The sequence below is a fragment of the Natrialba hulunbeirensis JCM 10989 genome (genome assembly GCF_000337575.1).
GTDB lineage: Archaea > Halobacteriota > Halobacteria > Halobacteriales > Natrialbaceae > Natrialba > Natrialba hulunbeirensis.
In genome coordinates this window covers 11,621-31,073 of sequence record NZ_AOIM01000036.1, presented here as the reverse complement: position 1 = coordinate 31,073, position 19,453 = coordinate 11,621, and the positions used below count along the sequence as shown (strand labels likewise).

Genomic DNA, 19,453 nt, shown 5'->3' with positions numbered 1-19,453 from the left:
CACCTCCGCTAGAGCGTGTAGTCTTTCTCCGAGGCCGCAAACGGCATGACGGTCGCGTTTCGCTGGGCGACCCACGAGAGGCGCAGAACGAACGAGGCGAGGATCGCGAGGGGCGCGAAGCAGGCGATCATGGCGACGAGTGTCGCGCCGACGATGGCGGCCGCCGGCAGTGCTTCGATCGCCGCGAGGTCGTACACTGCGAGCGTCGCGGCGGTGAGAAACTGCGCTGGGAGCCCGACAAATAGCAGCGTCCGCGAGAGGAACGAGAGCTCTTTCGTGATGTAGACGGTTCGAAAGTACTTCCGGGCCACGTCGATGTGGAGCAGATGTTCACGGATCGACTCAAAGAGGTCTCGCTGGTCGTCGGACAGTTGTTCTTCGTACTCGGTTTCGATCCGCGTGAGTTCGTACAGTTGTTCGGCCTGCGTCGTCCCGAGCGTCGCCGCAATCGCACCGAAGATTTGCTCGTCGGCTGCGGGTGTGTCAAGCGCCTGCGTCACTCGGCGAACGTCCTCTCGAAGCGCTCCGATGAGTTCGTCGAGTTCGTCCGAGAGGTCGTCTGACTCCTGACCCGTGTTCGTCTCGCGTAATTGCTGTGCCCGGTTCCCCAGGTTCTCGTGGAGGACGAGCAAGAACGAGCCGGGCATCACCGGACTCACCTCGCGGTCCATCACCGACTGGACCTCGTTCCTGTACTCGACAGCGTTTCGTGTCCGCTGCTCTAGGTCTCCGGGTGATCCGAGTTCTCGCGAGAAGACGAGTTGGTTGATCGCGATGACGACCGTGATCAGTGTGAGATTCCCGCCGAGAAATGCGCTGAATAGCAGGTACAGTGGTTCGCCGGGCTCACTGGGAAAGAGATTCGCAGCGAGGAGCGCACAGAGGAGGACGAAAATCCCGCCGAGGAGCACGCCCGCGACCGAAAAGCGGTTTCCGTCGATGACAGTCCAGTGAAAGACGCTGCGGCCTCGTTCGTTTGCGTCGTCGGACATAGCCGGACCTTCTATCGCGGCCAGCCTCGTGAAGCTTCTACTGGCGATACAAACAGACGCTGCTTGGGGAAGTGCCGAACGAGAGCCGACGGACTGAACTCGGTATTTGTCTCCTGATTATTGTGGAATGGTACGTTGCGAGGGAAGGGATTTGAACCACCACGAGACGGTCGCTCACGGCGTTCGCGCTGCGTCTCGCGTCGTTCAAATCCCGTCGTCTCGCAGTCACCGCTCACGGATGTTCGCGGTAACATGCGAGGGAAGGGATTTGAACCCTCGGACCCCTACGGGAGCGGGTCTTAAGCCCACCGCCGTTGGCCTGCTTGGCTACCCTCGCACAAAAGGCACTCGTGGATATCCGCCCCGCTAAAATGTGCGTTTCGGTGTCCGTCTCTCAGATGAACCCGTGGCGCAGCCCAGCCGTCGTGAACACAATTCGCGCTACCAGTCGACGCTCAGCGTCCCATCACCGTGTGGATCCGGCGCGATTTCCTCGTCGGTCCGGCGGTCGATAACGTGGATGCAGCCGTCGTCCTTCTTCGCCGGACAGATCTCTGCGGCGCGGACGTTGTGATCCAGATCCGCCTCGTCAATGAAGTACTCGTTCGGTTTCGCGATACCGGAGGCGAGTGACATCTCCCAGTTGTCGCTAACCTCGGCGCACTTGCCGGCCCCGAAGCACTTGTTGGCCTCGAAGATGATCTTGTATGGCTTTTCCTCGATCGGTGGCGCGTCAGTCGAGCCGACATCGCTCGCGCGCTGGATGCCGTCGTCGCCGTCGTCTGTCATTGTCTGCCTGTTCGGCTGCGTCGTCTTTCGCGTTACGGTTGTGGTGTGTCACTCGCCGATGGCGACGGCTCCGCCGCCGGTCGCGGCAGGTCGTACGTGACGCCGGTCAACTCGCGTGAGACCGCCCAGAGACGACGAGCTACCTCCTCGTCGTACGACCGATCCGAGGAAGCCTGTCGTGCCGGAGTACCGCGCATGTTTGCGAGTCCGCTGGGACCGTAGTACGCACCACCCTCGACAGCGGGTGCAGTTGCAGCGTACAGCACCGGGAGCGCGCCCCGTTTCGGAGACTGGGCGAGAACGGTGTTTAGCACCCACGTCCCGGCCTTTCGAAGCCGCGATCCGGTCTCTTCGGGACCACGAAACTGGAGTCGGGTATCTGCGTAGCCGGGGTGGACGGCGACACTCCTCGCGTTCGCATCCGCAGTGAGCAACCGCCGCTCGAGTTCGTACGCAAAGAGCACGTTCGCGAGTTTCGACTGCGCATAGGCATCCCAGGGGTCGTACGACGACTCGTGGTGGAGGTCGTCGAAGTCGATGTCGCCGCGTTCGTGCATGCCACTCGAGACGGTGACGATACGAGCGTCGTTCTCGGTTTCGTCAGCAGCGGCCTGCAACCGATCGAGCAGCAGTCCGGTGAGCGCGAAATGGCCGAGGTGGTTGACGCCGAACTGGGTCTCGAAGCCGTCTGCGGTCTCTGAACGCGGAATCGCCATCGTTCCGGCGTTGTTGATCAACACGTCGATCGGGTCGTCTACACGCGCCGCAAACTCGTGGACTGACTCGAGACTGGCCAGATCACACCGTTTGACGTGGAGGTCGGCATCCGGAACCTCCCGGCAGATGTCGACGGCGGCCTTTTCGCCGCGGTCGAGGCTCCGGCACGCCATGATCACAGTCGCGCCGTTGCGCGCGAGTTCACAGGTCGCCTCGCGTCCGATACCGCTGTTTGCGCCCGTGACGACGATCGTTCGGCCATGCTGGTCGGGAATGTCGGTAGCTGTCCAGCCCATAGGTGTCGAACAACCAACGGTAGCTTTAAGGCCTGGTGTAAAGTACGCTTTACTGTAAAGCATGTCCGACACCATGGAATCGACGAACGCAGTACTCGGAATCGGCAAGCGAACGTACGAACGAACGATCTGGGGACTCGTCGGTATCGGCTGCCTCGGCCTTCTCGCTGGCATCCTCCTTGGCGAACAGCTTATCGGAACCGCAACGTATCTCGTGACTGTCTGGGCTGCCGTGATCGTCGCTGGCACACTCCCGTACGTTAGCGACACGAAACTTGCCGACGAACGCGACGAGCGCCTTCACAATCAGGCCAGCGGGATGACGATCGGCATCGCGTTCGTGGCCGGAATCGGGATCATTCCGGCACTCTACGTCCTCGATGCGGGCAACTATATCACGATCTCGGCGACGGTCTGGGGCGGGATTTACCTGTTCTCGGCGTTCGGGCTTCTCTACGGTGCCTGTTATACGATCATCAACCGCCGCTCCTGATTGCTCCAGCATGGAAAACCATCTCACCGAACGGCGGGAGGAAGCGGGGCTGAGCCAGGGCGATCTCGCCGCGGCCGTCGACGTGACACGCCAGACGATCAACGCAATCGAGCGCGAACGGTACGATCCGTCGCTCGAACTCGCGTTCAAACTGGCTGCCTTCTTCGAGTGTCACATCGAAGAGCTCTTCGAACCGGATTTCGATCGGGAGTCTGCGTCCGTGTCAGAACTCGACCTCACATCCGAGTGACTGTAACTGCAGGACCGCGACAGTCCGAGTTTCAGAACTGAGCGTCAGCAACCGGCGCGTGACCCGCACCCGCACGCGCTGAACTGTCCCAATCCAGTCGCGGATTTCTCGGAGCAGTGGCGCTCTCTTCCGAGGTTATCGGCAGATTCGGTAGAACCGCTTCCACAAGGTATATGTCATATTGTTCGGTTGGTGTCTGTATGAAACGACGATCGGTCCTCGCCGCCGCGGGAGCAGGGACGACGGCGCTGCTCGCCGGCTGTTCGTCGCTTCGAGCGACGCCCGATCACCGGATTCACATCAGTAGCCAGCGACCGACACCACAGGTTGTCCGCATCGAGACATCGTTCGACGGCACGGAGCGTGAGTACGGTCCGCATCGGTTCGACAGGGAATCCGACGAGTGGGTCCCTACCCGGTTCGAAACGGAGGGAACGCTAACCGTTCGAGCGTACGTCGACGACGAACTCGTCTGGGACGATACACACGAAATCCCCGTACTTCGCGGTGATCGCGAGTCTGCTGCTGTTATCACGCTCATGCGGAACGGCGACCTGTTTACCGCCGTCTGGGAAGACGGTGATTCGATTTGGGACCACTTTTGACAGCCGTCACGTCCGGACCCGACGCTGCTATCCGGTCGATCACAGTCGCTGGACTGTGTGGTGACGGTCGTCGTCGCGAACTGGTGCGAAATCGGTGCGGAATCGATTCAGAACCGATTCAGAACCGATCCAGAACTGCTACAAAATCAATCTGATTTCGGCCAGCGACCAGTGGTCGTTACTCGTAGTCGATCGAAACCGACTCGAGTACGACCTCTTCGCGCGGCTTGTCGTTGCGGTCGGTGTCGACGCTGCCGATCTCTTCGACGATATCCATCCCGTCGGTGACCTTACCGAAGACGGAGTGGCGGTCGTCGAGGTGTGGCTGGGCGTCGAGCGTGATGAAGAACTGCGAGCCGTTGGTGTTCGGGCCGGAGTTGGCCATGCTCAGGATACCGGCGTCGTCGTGGCGCAGTTCGTCGTGGAACTCGTCGTCGAACTGGTAGCCTGGGCCGCCGCGACCGGTTTCGGTTGGGTCGCCGCCCTGAATCATGAAGCCCTCGATGACGCGGTGGAAGGCAACGTCGTCGTACAGCGGTTCGCCGTCGACTTCCTCGCCCGTCTCGGGGTCTTCCCACGTCTTGCCGCCGGTCGCGAGACCGACGAAGTTGTCGACGGTGCTCGGTGCGCGCTCGTCGTAGAGTTCGACGTCGATGTCGCCCCGGTTCGTGTGCAGGGTTGCAGTAACGTTGCCCATACGTCGGGGTCGACGGGACGAGTGAAAACGATAGTGGTCTCGACTCGTGTGAGACGGTGGCCGCCGCTGCGTTTCGCGGGCCGCACCTACATACAACAGGCGGTCGTAGCCCCGAGCATGACCGAGACGGTGCATACGTCCGAGACGGTGACGCTCGCACGACTTCCGTCCGGTGTTCCGCTCACGACGACAGTGCACAGCTATCGTCCTGCTGGCACGGACACCGATGGGGGCGAGGCGACCGAAATCACAGACAGGGGGGCACCAACGCTGTACGTCCAGGCCGCCCAACACGGCCGCGAGGTGAACGGCACCGAAACCCTGCGACGCTTTCACGAGCGGCTCCTAGAGGAACCCCTGTCCGGGACCATCGTCGCCGTTCCTGTCGCGAATCCGCTCACCTTCGACCGCGTCTCTTACACCGCCCCAGAGGCCTTCGACAGCGTCAACAGCAATATGAATCGGGTCTGGCCGGGCGACGCTGACGGCAGCCTCCACCAGCGCATGGCCGCCACGCTCTGGGAGTACGCGACACAGGCCGATGCGATCGTCGACCTCCACACCGGCAGCCCGGACATGTATCCCCACGTCGTCTACCGCGAGGGCGACGACCGCGCTCGCGACCTCGCCACCGCGTTCGGGACCGACCTGCTCCTCTCGGAGGAGGCCAACGACGACGCCTCCGAAGAGTGGCACCGCCGCGGCTTCGCCGGCAAACTCCGCGTCGCCGCCGCCGAGGAGGACATTCCGGCGATCACCCCCGAACTCGCACACAGCAAACAGATCGTCGAGAGTGCCGTCGAAACCGGCGTCGACGGCCTCTTCAACGTCTGTCGCACACTCGAGCTCCTGCCAGGAGATGTCATCGACCACGACCAGACCGTTGCCCGAAACCACCTCGGAAAGGTGACCACACCCGAATCCGGCCTGTTCCGTCCCGAACCGGCACTCGAGGTAGGCGAGCTCATCTCGGCGGGGACGACCCTGGGGACAGTGTTCGATCCCGCGACCTACGAGCCGTTGGCGACAGCGACGGCGGAGCGAGCGGGAGTGTTGTACGCCCTCACGAAGGAAGCCACCGTCGTGGAGGGAGAGACGCTCGCGAGTGTCGCGCTGGTTCGGGAGTCAGAGAACTGATGGGGTGAGAAAAGTGGCCAAGCGACTCACCGACAACTGTCGTCTGAGTCGCACGCTCGCCTACAGACCAAGCAGTGCGAACCCGAGCAGCGAGGCGGCGACGAGGCCGACCGTCCACACACCAAGACCGACCGTCAGCCAGGCGACGACAACCCGTGGCCGGTCGTCGACGACGAGTGCAAGCAGGGCTGTGAGGTGAATCCCTGCCAGGATCGGACCGGCAACGGCGAGTCCGGGGAGTCCGTACCGGTCCCAGATTCGCCGTGCACGTCCGTATCGGCCCGTCGATTCCGTGTGCTGATTGTGCTCAGGTTCACCTGATTCGACACTGGATGCGGCGTCGCGTTCAGCTTCGTACTCGAGTCCCGCCGTGCCGTCACCGTCGTGAGCACGACGACGCGCCCACCACTGCCGGAGTCGGTGCTGGAACACGACGATCAGAGAGACGGCGGTGACGCTGCCGGCGAAGGCGGCGATACCGGTGGCAAGTGGGTCGAGTCCGAGACCGATCGCTACGGGGATCACGATGAACGGCTCGACTGCGGGCACCATCGCGAACACGAACACGAGGAGGTAGCGGACGATGCCGGTCGACTCCTCGAGCGTCGTTCCGACATCGAGACCCGCGCTGAGGTCGACGGTCGACCCCACGTCCACGACCGGTGACAGCCCCGAAAGCGAGAGTATTATTCGGGAACTTGAATCGCAGAAAGCAAATGGTTTTCGACTCGACGTGATACGACTGGTTCTCGTCGTCGTCGGTGATGACCGTGGCTGTGACTGCACTCGGGCCATCCAACAGCGTTACGCCGAGAACCCGCCGTCGACGACCAGTCCGTGGCCGGTCACGAACGACGCCTCGTCGCTCGCGAGGAAGAGAATCGCGTCGGCGATCTCCTCGGGGGTGGCGAGGCGTTTCAGCGGGTACTCCTCGGCCATCTGCTCGCGCGCTGCCTCGGGGTCGTCCTGCGTTGCTAAATACTGATCGAGCAGTTGTGTTTCAGTAAAGCCCGGACAGACTGTGTTCGCACGGACGCCGTAGGGGCCAGCCTCGGCCGCGACGGCGCGGGTCATGTTCAGGACGGCACCCTTTGTCAGCGAGTACGCTGCCTGTTTCGGCAAACCGAGCAGACTCGCCAGCGAACCGACGTTGACGATCGCGCCGTGGCCCTGTTCTTTCAGATGTGGCAACGCGGCGTGACAGCCGTTCCAGACGCCGTTAATGTTGACGTCGACGACGAAATCGCGAATAGATTCGTCGATGGTTTCCAGACTGCCGCCGGGGTGGCCGGTGCCGGCGTTGTTGACGAGGACATCGAGTCCGTGCTCGGCGGCGACCTCGTCGATCACGTCGTGGAACTGCTCGGCGTCGGTCACGTCGAGTTTGTAGAACGCAGCGGAGCCGCCTGCTTCCTCGATGGCGTCGGCGATGGCCGTTCCGTCGTCGTTGATGTCCGTGACGATGACGTGTGCACCCTCCTCGGCACATCGCTCGGCGGTTGCCTGTCCGATCCCTGCCGCTGCACCGGTGATGACCACGGTTTTGTCAGCGAGTCGCATGGGTGCGCCATCATCCGGACAATATATAAATTCGTTCATTGTCTGACCACCAATGATTGCCGTTGTTCGGAAAGTAACCTTCCTCAAAAAACAATGGTAGCAACAGTCTACAGGCAGTCGGGTTGTTCACCTCGGGTCTGCGGTGACGACGCTGGCGGTGTCTCACGATCAGCATTCACTTCGGCCTGACTGCCGACAGCAACGGCCACAGCGTCGATATCGCAGGGTCGTTCTGGGAGGATTCGATAGTCGATGAGTTCGTCGTCCGCGATGATGACGGCCAGAATATCGGTTTCTGAGACGGTGTCGAACTCCGACCGGGAGACGACCAGCTGGTCGACGAGTTGGCCATCCTCCTCGAGTAGCAAGACGACGTGTTCGCCATCGACGATTCGGTCGACGACGGCGACGTATCGTTCGGTATCGGCGGTCCCATCGGTGTCCGAATCAGTTTGTGCATCGACAACCCCAGCAACACTCCCGCTCCCAACTGTCAGGCCGGTTGCGAGCGCAGTCAACGTCCGGAGTGTCACGCGTCGTGATGGCATCTGTTGTGAAGCTATAGATTCGGTGGTTCCCCCATCGTATATAAACTACCAGCCATGATAGATCAACCCGACACAAGTGGTACTGAAGCGATGGTTAGAAGTTAGTACTCCAGATTCGATTGTAATCTCTTTCGATGTTTTTAGCTACAGATATAGACGTTGACTATTTCTTTAGTGATAGCTCTTCATCAGTTTTTCTCAGCAGGGTGTAGTCATGGATAGGACTCACCCATGGTGTATTGCTATCCCCACCGCTTACTACGCTGACCACCCCGAATTCTGAGTGCTATATGATTAATGCCGTAGTAGAAATTTTTTATGATATGTTTTGTACACTCGCAGCCAGTCGTGGATTCGGTACTCGAGTACCCAACCAAAGCCAATCGTTCCCCTCCAAAGGTTTATCACTCGGCTAGGAAGTTATTCGAATGATGGCTACACAGGAGTCGATTGCCCACGAGGCGCGATTACGGGCGCAGAACATCGGTGGGATCGATGAGACGACAGTCGAACTCGAGTCGGGCATAACCGTCCTCGCCGGGCGCAACGCGACGAACCGAACGTCGCTTCTCCAGGCGTTCATGGCCGCTCTCGGCGGCGAATCGGCCTCGCTCAAGGCCGACGCCGAGGAGGGGTACGCCGAACTCGAACTCGACGGCGACACCTACACCCGCACGCTCACCCGCTCTGGGAACACCGTCGTCACCGACGGCGACCCGTATCTCGACGAGCCGAAACTCGCCGACCTCTACGCGTTCTTACTCGAGTCGAACCCGGCTCGCCGCGCCGTTACGATGGAGGACGACCTGCGCGAGATCATCCTCCGGCCGGTCGACACCGACGAGATCGAACGCGAGATTTCGCGCCTGACCGACGAAAAGAACGACCTCTCGAGCGAACTCGACCGCCTGGAGTCGCTCAAGAACGACCTCCCCGCACTGGAACAGGAGCGCACCGACCTCCAGCACAAAATCGAAGACAAACGCAACGAACTCGAGACTGTCAAGGAGGCCATCGAGGAGGCCGAAGCCAGCGCCGACGCCCAGCAGGAAGGCCAAGACGAACTCGAGGAAAAACTGAGCGAACTCCGTGAGCGCCGCTCCGCACTCGAGGACGTCCGCTTCGATCTCGAAACCGAACGGGAGAGTCTCTCCGCGCTGCGCGGGGAGTACGAGGAACTCGAGGACGAACGCGCGGAGCTTCCTGACCTCGACTCGCTCGATCGCGAGGAGGTCGACGACGAAATCGACCGTCTCCAGCGCCAATCGCAGTCGATCGACGGCGTCATCAGCCAACTCCAGAGCATCGTCCAGTTCAACGAGGAGATGCTGGAGGGGTCACACCCCGAAATTCGGCAGCTGCTGGCCGACGGCGTCGAACACGAGTCGGACGCCGAATCCCTCACCGACCAGCTCATCGAGGACCAGGAAACCGTCCGCTGTTGGACCTGTGGATCGCAGGTCGAGCGCGACGAAATCGAGCGCACGATCGAACGCCTGCGCGACCACCAGGAGACGAAACTGGCAGAGCGTGACGACCTCGAAGACCGGATCGAATCGCTTCGTACTGAGCGCCGCGAGATCAACCAGACGCGCCAACGGCACGAGCGCGTCGACCGCCGACTCGAGTCCGTCAGCGACGAGATCGACCAGCGTGAGGCCCGTCTCGACGAGCTCACCGACCGCCGCGAAGAACTGGAAACCGAAATCGACGCCCTCGAAACCGAAGCCGCCGAACTCGAGGCCGAAGCTGACACGGGAGACGACGAGAGCGAGGACGAGGAGAGCCTCCTCGACCTCAACCGCCGTGCGAACGAACTCGAGTTCTCCCTCGGACGGCTCGAGCGCGACCTCGAGACGACGACCGAACGCATCGAGGAGATCGAATCCGACCTCGACGAACGAGACCGCCTCGAACAGCGCCGTGAGGAAATTCGTGAGGAACTCGAGGAACTTCGGACGCGAATCGACCGGATCGAGCGCGAGGCCGTCGAATCGTTCAACGAACACATGGACGCCGTGCTCGAGGTACTCGAGTACGACAACATCGACCGGATCTGGATCGAGCGGGTCGGGAAGACGGTTCGCGAGGGGCGACGGAAGGTCGAGCAGACGGCGTTCGATCTACACATCGTCCGGAGTACGGCGGATGGGCGGACCTACGAGGACACGATCGATCACCTGAGCGAGAGCGAGCGGGAGGTGACGGGCCTGATCTTCGGGCTCGCGGGCTATCTCGTCCACGAGGTTTACGAGGAAGTGCCGTTCATGCTGCTCGACTCGCTCGAGGCGCTTGACTCGAACCGAATCGCGTCGCTCGTGGAGTACTTCGAATCACACACCGACTTCCTCGTCGTCGCCTTGCTGCCCGAGGACGCAGCGGCGATTGACGACGAGTACGACCGCGTGACCGAGATTTAATCACCACTCGTTGGCCACATTCCATAACACTGGTACTGGTGTTATGTGTTCGCCATGCGAAACAGTTCGGTTGCTGGTTGTGGTTCCTCGTTACGGATGGCGTTATTTTCGTTGAGCAACGGAGCAGGGGGCATGACGGACCGTATGCCAGTCATCAGGACTCATAACAGTCACACGAACCTGCAGCCAGCAAGTCCGCTACGTCGTACTGTTTTCCACAGCGTTCACAGAGAACCTGCACGTCTGCAAAAACTCGATGGGGACCTACTCGGAGCTGGTTGGTATCCTGCAGTCGATCAAGTTTGCTCTCCGTGACGGCGACCGTCCGCTGGCGCAGCCCATCGATCGTGCGGGCCGTCGTCGCTGCACTCGTTTGCTCTTCGGTTGGCGGTGGTGAGGCGTTTCGATAGCCGGTCAGATACGACCGAATCGCACCGTAGGAGACGAACTCGTCGGTAAGCGACGACACGTCGACGCCCTGGCGCTCGAGTCGGCGTTCGACCTGTGTTCGTTCGCCGCGGCTCCCGGTATCGCCAGCGAGCAGCGAGTAGAGCTGTGAGACGTCGTCGGTCACCGTTTCGACGTCGGCGTCGGCGAGTGCCGCCCGCAACAGTTGCTCGTTGAACCAGTCTGCGAGCGTCCGCAAGCTGTCGTCGGTGTCGGGATCCGTCCAGCGGCTCTCGAGTTCCGCGCCGATTCCAGCGAGTTCGTGCTCGTACGTGTCGATGAGGCGAACGACTTTCGGCTTCGGTCCTGGCGTCGACGATTCGTCGGTCATAGCGGAGTAAGAGCCCCCAGCGCTGGTGACTGGCGCATGCGCCGGCTCCATCCTCGTCGCGTCGTCTTGTGGTCCATCGTTTGCGACGACTTTCGGTCAGTTGCCGAAAGTCGTTTCGGTGGTGGCACGTCCAGCCCGGACCATCAGCGAGCGATCCTGCCGTTCCGTATGTCGGATGCGTTCATCCAATAGCTGGAACAGGCTTGCAGGACGACTGACGGTAATAGACGCTCACAGGGAGTCGATAGCTCACAGTCCGACACTGGAGGAATCCGTTTCGTATGTCGAAGGTGGGCAGCACAGGATGCGTTCCGTTCGGTCAGTGCGTGACGTGTTCGGTCCGGTTTGGATCCGGCCGACGTGTCTGTTCCGCAGAAACGAAAACAGTCTGAGTGCGTGGTCCTTCGACAGAAGTGGAACGCGGACAGAAACCGGATACTGCAACCACCGCCTCCCGATCAGCCGTACGCCAGCGTCACTTTGATTTCGCCCGCCTTATCCCAGAGGCGGTTTGGCAGTTCCTCGTGGACGTACTCGTCCTTGAATCGGCTCGTCGGCCCGAACACGCTCAGTGCGCCGAGCAGCGTCTCGTCCGGCGTATAGACCGGGACGGCAACGCCACGGAGGCCGGCCATATACTCCTCGTTGTTCACGGCGTAGCCGCGCTCACGAATCGTCTCGAGTTCGGCGTACAGATCGTCGGGGGTAGTGATGGTGTTGTCCGTGCTCGACTCCAATCCGACAGTGTCGATGAACTCGGCGACGGCGTCGTCGTCCCACTCCGAGAGAATCGTCTTTCCGGCGGCGAGTGAGTGTAACGGACGTCGCTTGCCAATCATCGTATCGGAGAGGCTTCCATACCGGTGGATGTAGACGCCCTCGTAGTCCTCCTCGACGATGAAGACGGCGCGTTCGTCGGTCTCCTTGCCGAGTTCGAACACCTTCCGTTTCGCCGCGGTGTAGCCCTTCTTACGGCCCCGGGCCTGTTCGCTGATCTCGAGGAACCGAAAGCCGACGAAGTACGCGCCGTCGCGCTCGACGACGTAGCCGAGGTCGACGAGCGTCGAGAGGTGGCGGTAGACGGTGCTTTTGGTGAACGACGTCTCTCGCGTGAGTTCTGTGATCGTCACGCCGTCCTCGTCTGCGAGCGTTTCGAGGATTTCGAAGGTCTTGCGAGTCGTCGACACCCCCGCGTTGTCCCGGTCGGTTCGATCGGTGCACATAGCAGCGCGTTCCGGCGGCGCGCCAATGAATGTTCCGGAGAGTAAAACGATGCCACCTCAACGTGAAACAGACGGTGTCAAACGGAACAGCCCCGCCCCTTTGCGATCTGTGTTGGTTGCTACCCTACTGCACTCATTTCACATAGCGGCTGTGGTGTTTCACCATTCAGCCAGATGCGTTCAATCTCCGGAACAGGATCGAAAAACGAGTGTGCAGAGACCAGTTGGTGATGGAGGCCAGTGTGGATGTCGGAAAAGAGAGCGACAAAGATAGAGCAAGAAGAACGGAAGTGGCGGCAATCTGAGAGGCGAAGTGGAGTTGTGCCGGTGACGCCGGCGTCGGCGTCAACGTTGACGGTGGCGTTCGTTCACTGGTACGCCTTGATACCGGTCAGCTCCTCGCCGAGCACCAGCGTGTGGATGTCGTGGGTACCCTCGTAGGTGTAGACCGTCTCCATGTTCGCCATGTGACGCATCGGCGAGTAGTCCGTGGTGATGCCGTTGCCGCCGAGCATCTCGCGGGCGACGCGGGTCTGGTCGCGGGCCATGCGCACGTTGTTGCGCTTCGAGAGCGAGACGTGGTGGGGCTGCATGTCACCGCGCTCTTTGAGTTCGGCCAGCCGGTAGGCGAGCAGCTGGGCGAGCGTGATCTGGGTCGCCATCTCGGCGAGCTTGCGCTGTTGGAGCTGGAACCGACCGATTGGGCCGCCGAACTGTTCGCGGTCCTGGGCATACTGCCGTGCCTCTTCGAAGGCGTCACGCGCTGCACCGATCGCACCCCAGGCGATACCGTAGCGGGCCTGGGTGAGACAGGAGAGTGGCCCCTTCATACCGGAGACGCCCGGCAGGACGTTCGCTTCCGGCACGTGAACATTGTTCAATCCGATCTCACCAGTGATCGACGCACGAAGCGAGAGCTTCTCAGTGATCTTGTTGGTCGAGACGCCGTCGCGGTCGGTCTCGACGAGGAACCCGCGAACGGGATTGTCTTCAGCCGAGCGGTCGCGCGCCCAGACGATGGCGACGTCCGAAATCGGCGAGTTCGTGATCCACGTCTTCGAGCCGTTCAGGACGTAGCCGTCACCGTCGGCTTCGGCGTGGGTTTCCATTCCCGACGGGTTCGAGCCGTGTTCGGGCTCAGTGAGGCCGAAACAGCCGACGGCTTCACCCTGGCCGAGCTTCGGGAGCCACTCCTCTTTCTGCTCCTCGCTGCCGTAAGCGTGGATGGGGTACATGACGAGTGCACCCTGTACGGAGGCCATCGAACGCAGCCCCGAGTCGCCGGCCTCGAGTTCCTGCATCAGCAGGCCGTAGGCCGTCTCGGAGACGTTCGGCGAACCGTATCCCTCGAGGTTGGGTGCGTAGAAGCCGAGCTCGCCCATCTCGGGAATCAGTTCGGTTGGGAACGTCCCCTCCTCGAAGTGCTCGCCAATATCGGGCTTGACGTGCTCCTCGACGAACTCCCGGGCAGTGTCCCGGATCAACCGTTCTTCCTGGTCTAAATCCGCTTCGAGCTGAACGAAATCCAGCATAGATTGAACATCAGCCAACGGAAGCATAGGTATTGTGGTTTGCCTATCACACACATGCGTGCGTCTGGTTCACGCTCAATTTTACAAGAACTGTGAACGGATTTCCTGTGTTTAGAGTTGTTTCGGTACATATATAATAATGGCTTACAGACGTGCATGGCATGGCACACCAATCTAGTGGTCAGTCCAAACTGACGAGTCGACGCGCAGTGTTGAGCGCCGCTGGTGCCGGCGTCACGGCAGCACTCGCAGGGTGTTCTGACAGTCAGGATGGGGACCCCGTTCGAATGCGAACCGCCACAGAAGGGACGACGGCCTACGCCGCCAACCAGGGAATTACGGCAGTCATCAACGAGTACACCGATGACCTCTTCGCCGAAGCACAGACCAGCCCCGGAACCGAGGCCAACATCGGCGCACTCGCGAACGAGGAAGCCGAGATGGTCTACCTCCAGAACTGGTCGGCGCACGAGATCTCCGAAGGCATCGGCCAGCTCGGCGATCTCGACTTCCAGATCTCGCAGGTCTTCCACTACTACGACCTCCCGTGGTTCTTTTGCACCGCAAACGAGGACCTCGAGACCCTTACGGACATCACCGAAGACCACGGCGTTTCCCCAACGCCAGAAGGGTCTGGTACCGCACCTGCACTCGAGCACGCCCTCGATGCGGCAGTCGACGACTACGATCGAGAGAGTCTCACCTACGGCGAGCAGAGCAGTGCGATGCAGGAAGGCCGCCTCGACGTCGGCGTCGGCACCTACATGAACTTCGACATCGAGCCCGGCTGGCTCCAGGAGATGATGAGCACGGTCGATCTCTCGATTCTCGGCGTCGACGACGACGTCCTCACCGAGTGGGAGGACGACGACCGCCTGCTCATCGAGTCCTTCGACGGCGCGGAACTCGAGGAGGGTGAGTCCACGCCGGCGTCGGTCCCCGACGAGGTCCACTGCCCGACGTTCGCGTACAACTTCATGTCGCGGGCTGATCTCGACTACAACCTCGTCTACAACTTCTTAGAGCTCATGCACGAGCACCGCGCGGAACTCGAGGAGTACAGCGCTGTGCTCGCGCCACTCGAGGACGAGGAGTTCTGGCTGGAGAACGCCTACGACGATATTCCGTTCCACGCGGCCGCGGCTGACTTCTACGAGGAACTGGGTATCTGGCAGGACGAGTTTGAACGCGCCGACGAACCCTGAGACTGAGTCACGATGGAACTCCCGATTCCACTTGCAGCTCGGATCAACGACCAGGTGCCGCCGTTCGTAGCGACGGATATCCCGCGGCGAGTGACGGTGACCCGGTTGCTCGTGCTCAACGTGTTGGTGACGCTGTTTGCGATCACGTTCACGGTGTGGACGGTCTACTACGCGTACTCGCTGATGTGGATGCGGTTGCGGTACTCGAACGTGTTCCTCGGTCTGGGACTGGCGCTGTACTATCTCGATGTGGTGAGACGGCGGTACAAAGCTGAAGCGGAGGCTAAAGCCGACGCTGAAACCGACGCTGACAGTGACACGACCGCTGCCACGCAGGCTGATAGCGCACCGGCAGCCGAGTCCGAATCCCCGTCGTCCGCTGCGGCGGAGTCGGACGCACAATCGAACTCGAGTTCGAGTTCGAGTTCGGGTTCGACTTCGGCTTCGAGTTCAAGTATTGGCTCAACGGGCATCGGTTCACGTCTCGGTCCACACTGGAGCGAGCGGATTGCCCGTCTCCGAGCGGCCTATGACCGCATCGACCCCTACGTTGCGCTCTCGCTCGCCGCGCTCGCGCTGCTGGCCACGGCCTACGTCGAACTCAACTTCGATCGACTTCACGAGGACGTCCACCTGATGGGACACACCCAGGCCGACCTCATCGTCGGTGCGCTGTTGATCGGTCTCGTTATCGACGCGACCCGACGGGCGTTCGGAAACATCATTGCGGGCGTTACGGTCGTTTCGATCGCCTACGCACACGTCCTGTTCGCGACGATTCTACCGGGCGTACTCCGCCACACCGGCTACGGCTGGGAGCGCATCGCGCGACAGGGAGCGATCGATCTTACCGGTGTCTACCACGATACCCTGATGGGGATCGGTTCGACCTGGGTCGCGATCTTCATCATGTTCGCCGGGATCGCGAAAGCCTACGGCCTGATGGACTTCGTCCTCGACGTGGGACGGGAACTCGGTAAGACACTCCGCACCGGTGTCGTCCAGATCGCCGTCATCGCCAGCATGGTGATGGGGTCGATCACGGGCAGTGCCGCAGCGAACACCGCGACCACCGGGAGTTTCACGATTCCGATGATGCAGGATCAGGGCGTCCGCGACGACTTCTCCGCCGCGATCGAGTCCGTCGCGTCCGCTGGCGGGCAGATGCTTCCACCAGTGATGGGTGTCGCCGCGTTCCTCATGGCCGACCTGCTCGGCGAGAGCTACCTCACCATCGTGCAGGCCGGCGTGATTCCGGCCGCGCTATTCTACCTCAGCGTCGGTATCGGGATCCACTTCGCGATCCTCAAATTCGGCTGGACGACGCCGAACAGGGGGTCGTTCGACTGGCGGCTGCTGCTTCAGGGCATCCACTTCGCGGTCCCGCTCGGTGTGTTGATCGTCACGCTCGTCGTCCTGCGGTACACGCCGCTCTATGCGGGTCTCTACAGTATCGTGACGATCTTCCTCGTCGGCAGCCTGAAGCTCGTCGCGGTCGACATCCTGGAGGCTCGCAAGACGGACGCCGAGTACTCGTCGATCGGTTACCGCGTCTACTGGGTTTTCCGCGAGTGCTATCGCGTGATCGAACAAATCGCCCTCGGCCTCCGCCGGGGTGGACTCGAGATGGCCCCACTCGTCGGCGTCCTCGCCGCGATGGGTATCATCATCGAGATGCTCACGTTCACCGGGCTCGCACCGCGTGTGAGCACCGGTATTCTGAGCCTCGGCGGCGGACTGCTGGTCGTCGTGCTCGTACTCGCGATGATCGCGAGTATCCTGTTCGGGCTCGGGATGCCGACGCCAGCCGCGTACGTGCTGGTCGTCGTGCTCGTCGTTCCCGGCGTCACCGAGATGGGCGTCCCGGACATCACGGCACACATGTTCGTCTTCTACTTCGCGATGCTCTCTGCGATCACGCCGCCGGTCGCAATTTCGGTCGCGATCGGCTCGCGCATCGCCGGCACGGACTTCGTCCGGTCGTGTATCCAGGCGCTTCGGATCGGTGCACCCGGATTCATCATCCCGTTCGCGTTCGTGACGAACAACAGCCTCATCACCTGGACCCAGGAGACGCTGCTCGCGTTCCCCGTCGTCCTCGCCGGAACGGTCGCGCTCATCGTGGCCACGATCGGCTTCGACGGCGCACGCGACCTCTCCTATCCTGCTCGTGGGCTGTACGCTATCGCCGCGTTCGGTGCGATGTTCGGCTCGGTCGTAAGCGTCGCAATTCAGGTCGTCGCCGCAGCGGCCATCGTCGGCGCACTGCTGTACGCGAAGGTCGTTCTCGGCTACGACATCGACGCCGACGCCGGCGCAGACGCAGGACCGCAAACCGAGGCCGAAACCGAGACGACCTCGGACTAAGACTCCTGCCGGCAGCATCGCACTGATTCGTTCGACTCTCCCATCTCCCATTACCGCACCTCCATCTCCACTCTCCGTTCGTTCCGATTCTTGGCACTATTGCTCACTGCCTGTCGGTTTGTCTCTCTCATCGGTCTCTCTCGCCACTGCTCTCGCGGTGAGAGTCAGACAACGGCAACTGGCAACGCCGACGTCACACCGCCGCTCGCACCGTCACCGCTACCGGACAGCAATCCTTTAGTAGTTCTCACGCAACTCACGAACAAGCGAATGACAAATCTCGTCACGACTGTCGCCGAGACTGTCGAATCGTATTCTGAGTCCCCCGCAATCGTCTACGAGGGCACCGAACTCACCTACGAACAGTTCTGGACGCGCGCCGGCCAGTTCGCACAGGCACTCGAGAACAACGGCATCGGCGAGGACGACCGCGTCGGCATCTACCTCCCGAACCTGCCGCAGTTCGTGACGGCGTTTTACGGCACGCTGCGTGCCGGGGCCATCGTCGTCCCGATGAACCCGCAGTACAAGGCCCGCGAGATCGGCCACCTGCTGGGCGACAGCGGGGCGAAGGCGGTCGTCTCCCTCGCGGACAACGTTCCAAACGTCGTCGACGTGCTCGATGACACGGATGTCGAGCAGGTCATCAGCGTTGGCGCTGAGACCGAGGGTGCGACAGCCTTCGACGACTTCCTCGCGGACGACACCACGGACGTTGTCGACCGTGCGGACGACGACGTCGCGGTCCAGCCCTACACGTCGGGCACCACCGGCACGCCGAAGGGCGTTCTCCTCACCCACAACAACATCCGCTGGACGACCGAAGCCAACGCCGACGTGCCTCACGGTGGCTTCCAGTCCTCGGACCGCCTCGTCGGCACCCTGCCGCTCTTTCACATCTACGGTATGTCCGTCGTGATGAACGGCGCGATGTACAGCGGCGGTGCCTACTACCCGATCCCTGAGTGGGACGCACCGACTGTGATGGACCTGATCGAGGAGGAGGACCTCTCCATCATGTTCGGCGTCCCGGCGATGTTCAACGACATGATCAACCAGCCCGACGCCGCAGAGTACGAACTCGAGGCACTCCGGTTCGTCAACTCCGGCGGTGCCAGTCTCCCACACGAGGTCCTCGAGCGCTTCGAGGAACTGTACGGCGTCGAACTCTACGAGGGGTACGGCCTGACGGAGACGAGTCCGGTCACGCACGCAAACCGCAAGGGTGTGCGCCGGAAGGGCAGTATCGGGACGCCGCTCGACGGCCCCGGCGAGACGAGCGTCGAGGCGAAGGTCGTCGATGACGACTTCGAGACGGTTCCGCGCGTCGAGGAGGGACCAATCGACGAAGAGGAGGCGGACCTCCACGAGATCACGGGCGAACTCGTCATCTCCGGGCCGAACGTGATGCAGGGCTACTACGAACTGCCCGAGGCGAACGAGGACGCCTTCACCGAGGAAGACGGGACGACCTGGTTCCACACCGGCGACATCTGCTACTGGGACGAGGACGACTTCTTCTTCGTCGTCGACCGCGAGAAGCACATGATCGTGACGGGCGGCTACAACGTCTACCCGCGCGAGGTCGAAGAGTTGCTCTTCGAGCACGAGGCCGTCGCCGACGCCGCCGTCGTCGGCGTCCCGGACGAACGCCGCGGCGAGACGGTCAAGGCACTGGTGGTGCCGACGCCCGACGCCGACGCCACGCCGGAGGACATCAAACAGTACTGCCTCGAGAGCCTCGCGGAGTACAAACACCCCCGTGAGGTCGAGTTCGTCGAGGAACTGCCACGAACGACGACCGGCAAGGTCCAGAAGTTCAAGATCCGCGACGAGGAGTAAGC

At 61.7% G+C, this 19,453-nt stretch carries 18 protein-coding genes and 1 tRNA gene; 8 read left to right on the top strand and 11 right to left on the bottom strand.

Annotation, left to right across the window (positions count from 1 at the left end):
* Positions 1 to 8: 8 nt before the first annotated feature.
* The 4 genes from C483_RS13005 to C483_RS12990 all read right to left on the bottom strand — a co-directional run bounded on the left by C483_RS13005 (position 9) and on the right by C483_RS12990 (position 2,794).
* Entirely contained in the window at positions 9 to 992 is a 984-nt protein-coding gene (locus C483_RS13005; protein ID WP_006653818.1) for a hypothetical protein, read from the bottom strand.
* 253 nt (positions 993 to 1,245) lie between these two features.
* Positions 1,246 to 1,329: transfer RNA gene (locus tag C483_RS13000), tRNA-Leu, on the bottom strand.
* Positions 1,330 to 1,433: 104 nt separating this feature from the next.
* Positions 1,434 to 1,781, bottom strand: coding sequence for a ferredoxin (locus C483_RS12995; protein WP_006653817.1), 348 nt, complete (start codon positions 1,779 to 1,781; stop codon positions 1,434 to 1,436).
* A gap of 32 nt (positions 1,782 to 1,813) precedes the next feature.
* Complete coding sequence (locus C483_RS12990) at positions 1,814 to 2,794, bottom strand: oxidoreductase (RefSeq protein WP_006653816.1); 981 nt, start codon at positions 2,792 to 2,794, stop codon at positions 1,814 to 1,816.
* 61 nt (positions 2,795 to 2,855) lie between these two features.
* Between C483_RS12990 and C483_RS12985 the strand changes: the two genes are divergently transcribed.
* The 3 genes from C483_RS12985 to C483_RS12975 all read left to right on the top strand — a co-directional run bounded on the left by C483_RS12985 (position 2,856) and on the right by C483_RS12975 (position 4,142).
* Positions 2,856 to 3,287, top strand: a complete 432-nt coding sequence (locus tag C483_RS12985; RefSeq protein WP_006653815.1) for a DUF2178 domain-containing protein — start codon at positions 2,856 to 2,858, stop codon at positions 3,285 to 3,287.
* A gap of 10 nt (positions 3,288 to 3,297) precedes the next feature.
* Positions 3,298 to 3,537, top strand: coding sequence for a helix-turn-helix transcriptional regulator (locus C483_RS12980; RefSeq protein ID WP_006653814.1), 240 nt, complete (start codon positions 3,298 to 3,300; stop codon positions 3,535 to 3,537).
* A gap of 200 nt (positions 3,538 to 3,737) precedes the next feature.
* Complete coding sequence (locus C483_RS12975; RefSeq protein ID WP_006653813.1) at positions 3,738 to 4,142, top strand: hypothetical protein; 405 nt, start codon at positions 3,738 to 3,740, stop codon at positions 4,140 to 4,142.
* Positions 4,143 to 4,320: 178 nt separating this feature from the next.
* On the opposite strand, the gene C483_RS12970 is transcribed toward C483_RS12975, so the two are convergent.
* Entirely contained in the window at positions 4,321 to 4,839 is a 519-nt protein-coding gene (locus C483_RS12970) for a peptidylprolyl isomerase (protein WP_006653812.1), read from the bottom strand.
* A 117-nt stretch (positions 4,840 to 4,956) separates the two neighbouring features.
* Between C483_RS12970 and C483_RS12965 the strand changes: the two genes are divergently transcribed.
* The gene (locus C483_RS12965; protein WP_006653811.1) at positions 4,957 to 5,976 is read left to right on the top strand and encodes a succinylglutamate desuccinylase/aspartoacylase family protein; all 1,020 of its coding nucleotides are present in this window, start codon (positions 4,957 to 4,959) and stop codon (positions 5,974 to 5,976) included.
* A 60-nt stretch (positions 5,977 to 6,036) separates the two neighbouring features.
* On the opposite strand, the gene C483_RS12960 is transcribed toward C483_RS12965, so the two are convergent.
* The 3 genes from C483_RS12960 to C483_RS12950 form a co-directional block, all read right to left on the bottom strand.
* A complete protein-coding gene (locus tag C483_RS12960; RefSeq protein ID WP_006653810.1) occupies positions 6,037 to 6,627 on the bottom strand; it encodes a small multi-drug export protein in 591 nt (196 codons plus the stop codon).
* A gap of 153 nt (positions 6,628 to 6,780) precedes the next feature.
* Positions 6,781 to 7,536: an SDR family NAD(P)-dependent oxidoreductase gene (locus tag C483_RS12955; RefSeq protein WP_006653809.1), complete on the bottom strand. Its 756-nt coding sequence runs from the start codon at positions 7,534 to 7,536 to the stop codon at positions 6,781 to 6,783.
* A gap of 107 nt (positions 7,537 to 7,643) precedes the next feature.
* Positions 7,644 to 8,084: a hypothetical protein gene (locus tag C483_RS12950; protein WP_083860433.1), complete on the bottom strand. Its 441-nt coding sequence runs from the start codon at positions 8,082 to 8,084 to the stop codon at positions 7,644 to 7,646.
* A 431-nt stretch (positions 8,085 to 8,515) separates the two neighbouring features.
* Here C483_RS12950 and C483_RS12945 point away from each other — a divergent pair, with 431 nt between their 5' ends.
* Complete coding sequence (locus tag C483_RS12945; RefSeq protein WP_006653807.1) at positions 8,516 to 10,504, top strand: archaea-specific SMC-related protein; 1,989 nt, start codon at positions 8,516 to 8,518, stop codon at positions 10,502 to 10,504.
* Between the two features lie 154 nt (positions 10,505 to 10,658).
* Here the strand turns inward: C483_RS12945 and rdfA are convergent, their stop codons facing one another.
* From rdfA to C483_RS12930, 3 genes are all read right to left on the bottom strand, one after another.
* The gene (gene rdfA, locus C483_RS12940) at positions 10,659 to 11,282 is read right to left on the bottom strand and encodes a rod-determining factor RdfA (protein WP_006653806.1); all 624 of its coding nucleotides are present in this window, start codon (positions 11,280 to 11,282) and stop codon (positions 10,659 to 10,661) included.
* A gap of 458 nt (positions 11,283 to 11,740) precedes the next feature.
* Positions 11,741 to 12,505 (bottom strand): IclR family transcriptional regulator, encoded by a 765-nt coding sequence (locus tag C483_RS12935; protein WP_006653805.1) that lies wholly within the window; start codon positions 12,503 to 12,505, stop codon positions 11,741 to 11,743.
* 368 nt (positions 12,506 to 12,873) lie between these two features.
* Complete coding sequence (locus C483_RS12930; RefSeq protein ID WP_006653804.1) at positions 12,874 to 14,037, bottom strand: acyl-CoA dehydrogenase family protein; 1,164 nt, start codon at positions 14,035 to 14,037, stop codon at positions 12,874 to 12,876.
* 161 nt (positions 14,038 to 14,198) lie between these two features.
* Here C483_RS12930 and C483_RS12925 point away from each other — a divergent pair, with 161 nt between their 5' ends.
* From C483_RS12925 to C483_RS12915, 3 genes are all read left to right on the top strand, one after another.
* Complete coding sequence (locus tag C483_RS12925; protein ID WP_006653803.1) at positions 14,199 to 15,242, top strand: TAXI family TRAP transporter solute-binding subunit; 1,044 nt, start codon at positions 14,199 to 14,201, stop codon at positions 15,240 to 15,242.
* A 12-nt stretch (positions 15,243 to 15,254) separates the two neighbouring features.
* On the top strand, positions 15,255 to 17,609 hold the full coding sequence (locus C483_RS12920; RefSeq protein WP_006653802.1) for a TRAP transporter permease: 2,355 nt from the start codon (positions 15,255 to 15,257) through the stop codon (positions 17,607 to 17,609).
* 270 nt (positions 17,610 to 17,879) lie between these two features.
* Positions 17,880 to 19,451 carry a class I adenylate-forming enzyme family protein gene (locus tag C483_RS12915; RefSeq protein ID WP_006653801.1) on the top strand — a complete coding sequence of 524 codons (1,572 nt, stop codon included), beginning with the start codon at positions 17,880 to 17,882 and terminating at the stop codon, positions 19,449 to 19,451.
* Positions 19,452 to 19,453 lie beyond the last annotated feature (2 nt).

What these genes read in the sequence shown, in the direction of transcription:
- C483_RS12965 (WP_006653811.1), top strand. Translation starts at nt 4,957, where the DNA reads ATGACCGAGACGGTGCATACGTCCGAGACGGTGACGCTCGCACGACTT.
- C483_RS12975 (WP_006653813.1), top strand. Translation starts at nt 3,738, where the DNA reads ATGAAACGACGATCGGTCCTCGCCGCCGCGGGAGCAGGGACGACGGCG.
- C483_RS12985 (WP_006653815.1), top strand. Translation starts at nt 2,856, where the DNA reads ATGTCCGACACCATGGAATCGACGAACGCAGTACTCGGAATCGGCAAG.
- C483_RS12950 (WP_083860433.1), bottom strand. Translation starts at nt 8,084, where the DNA reads ATGCCATCACGACGCGTGACACTCCGGACGTTGACTGCGCTCGCAACC.
- C483_RS12990 (WP_006653816.1), bottom strand. Translation starts at nt 2,794, where the DNA reads ATGGGCTGGACAGCTACCGACATTCCCGACCAGCATGGCCGAACGATC.
- C483_RS12955 (WP_006653809.1), bottom strand. Translation starts at nt 7,536, where the DNA reads ATGCGACTCGCTGACAAAACCGTGGTCATCACCGGTGCAGCGGCAGGG.
- C483_RS12970 (WP_006653812.1), bottom strand. Translation starts at nt 4,839, where the DNA reads ATGGGCAACGTTACTGCAACCCTGCACACGAACCGGGGCGACATCGAC.
- C483_RS12995 (WP_006653817.1), bottom strand. Translation starts at nt 1,781, where the DNA reads ATGACAGACGACGGCGACGACGGCATCCAGCGCGCGAGCGATGTCGGC.
- C483_RS12930 (WP_006653804.1), bottom strand. Translation starts at nt 14,037, where the DNA reads ATGCTGGATTTCGTTCAGCTCGAAGCGGATTTAGACCAGGAAGAACGG.
- rdfA (WP_006653806.1), bottom strand. Translation starts at nt 11,282, where the DNA reads ATGACCGACGAATCGTCGACGCCAGGACCGAAGCCGAAAGTCGTTCGC.
- C483_RS12935 (WP_006653805.1), bottom strand. Translation starts at nt 12,505, where the DNA reads ATGTGCACCGATCGAACCGACCGGGACAACGCGGGGGTGTCGACGACT.
- C483_RS13005 (WP_006653818.1), bottom strand. Translation starts at nt 992, where the DNA reads ATGTCCGACGACGCAAACGAACGAGGCCGCAGCGTCTTTCACTGGACT.
- C483_RS12945 (WP_006653807.1), top strand. Translation starts at nt 8,516, where the DNA reads ATGGCTACACAGGAGTCGATTGCCCACGAGGCGCGATTACGGGCGCAG.
- C483_RS12915 (WP_006653801.1), top strand. Translation starts at nt 17,880, where the DNA reads ATGACAAATCTCGTCACGACTGTCGCCGAGACTGTCGAATCGTATTCT.
- C483_RS12925 (WP_006653803.1), top strand. Translation starts at nt 14,199, where the DNA reads ATGGCACACCAATCTAGTGGTCAGTCCAAACTGACGAGTCGACGCGCA.
- C483_RS12980 (WP_006653814.1), top strand. Translation starts at nt 3,298, where the DNA reads ATGGAAAACCATCTCACCGAACGGCGGGAGGAAGCGGGGCTGAGCCAG.
- C483_RS12920 (WP_006653802.1), top strand. Translation starts at nt 15,255, where the DNA reads ATGGAACTCCCGATTCCACTTGCAGCTCGGATCAACGACCAGGTGCCG.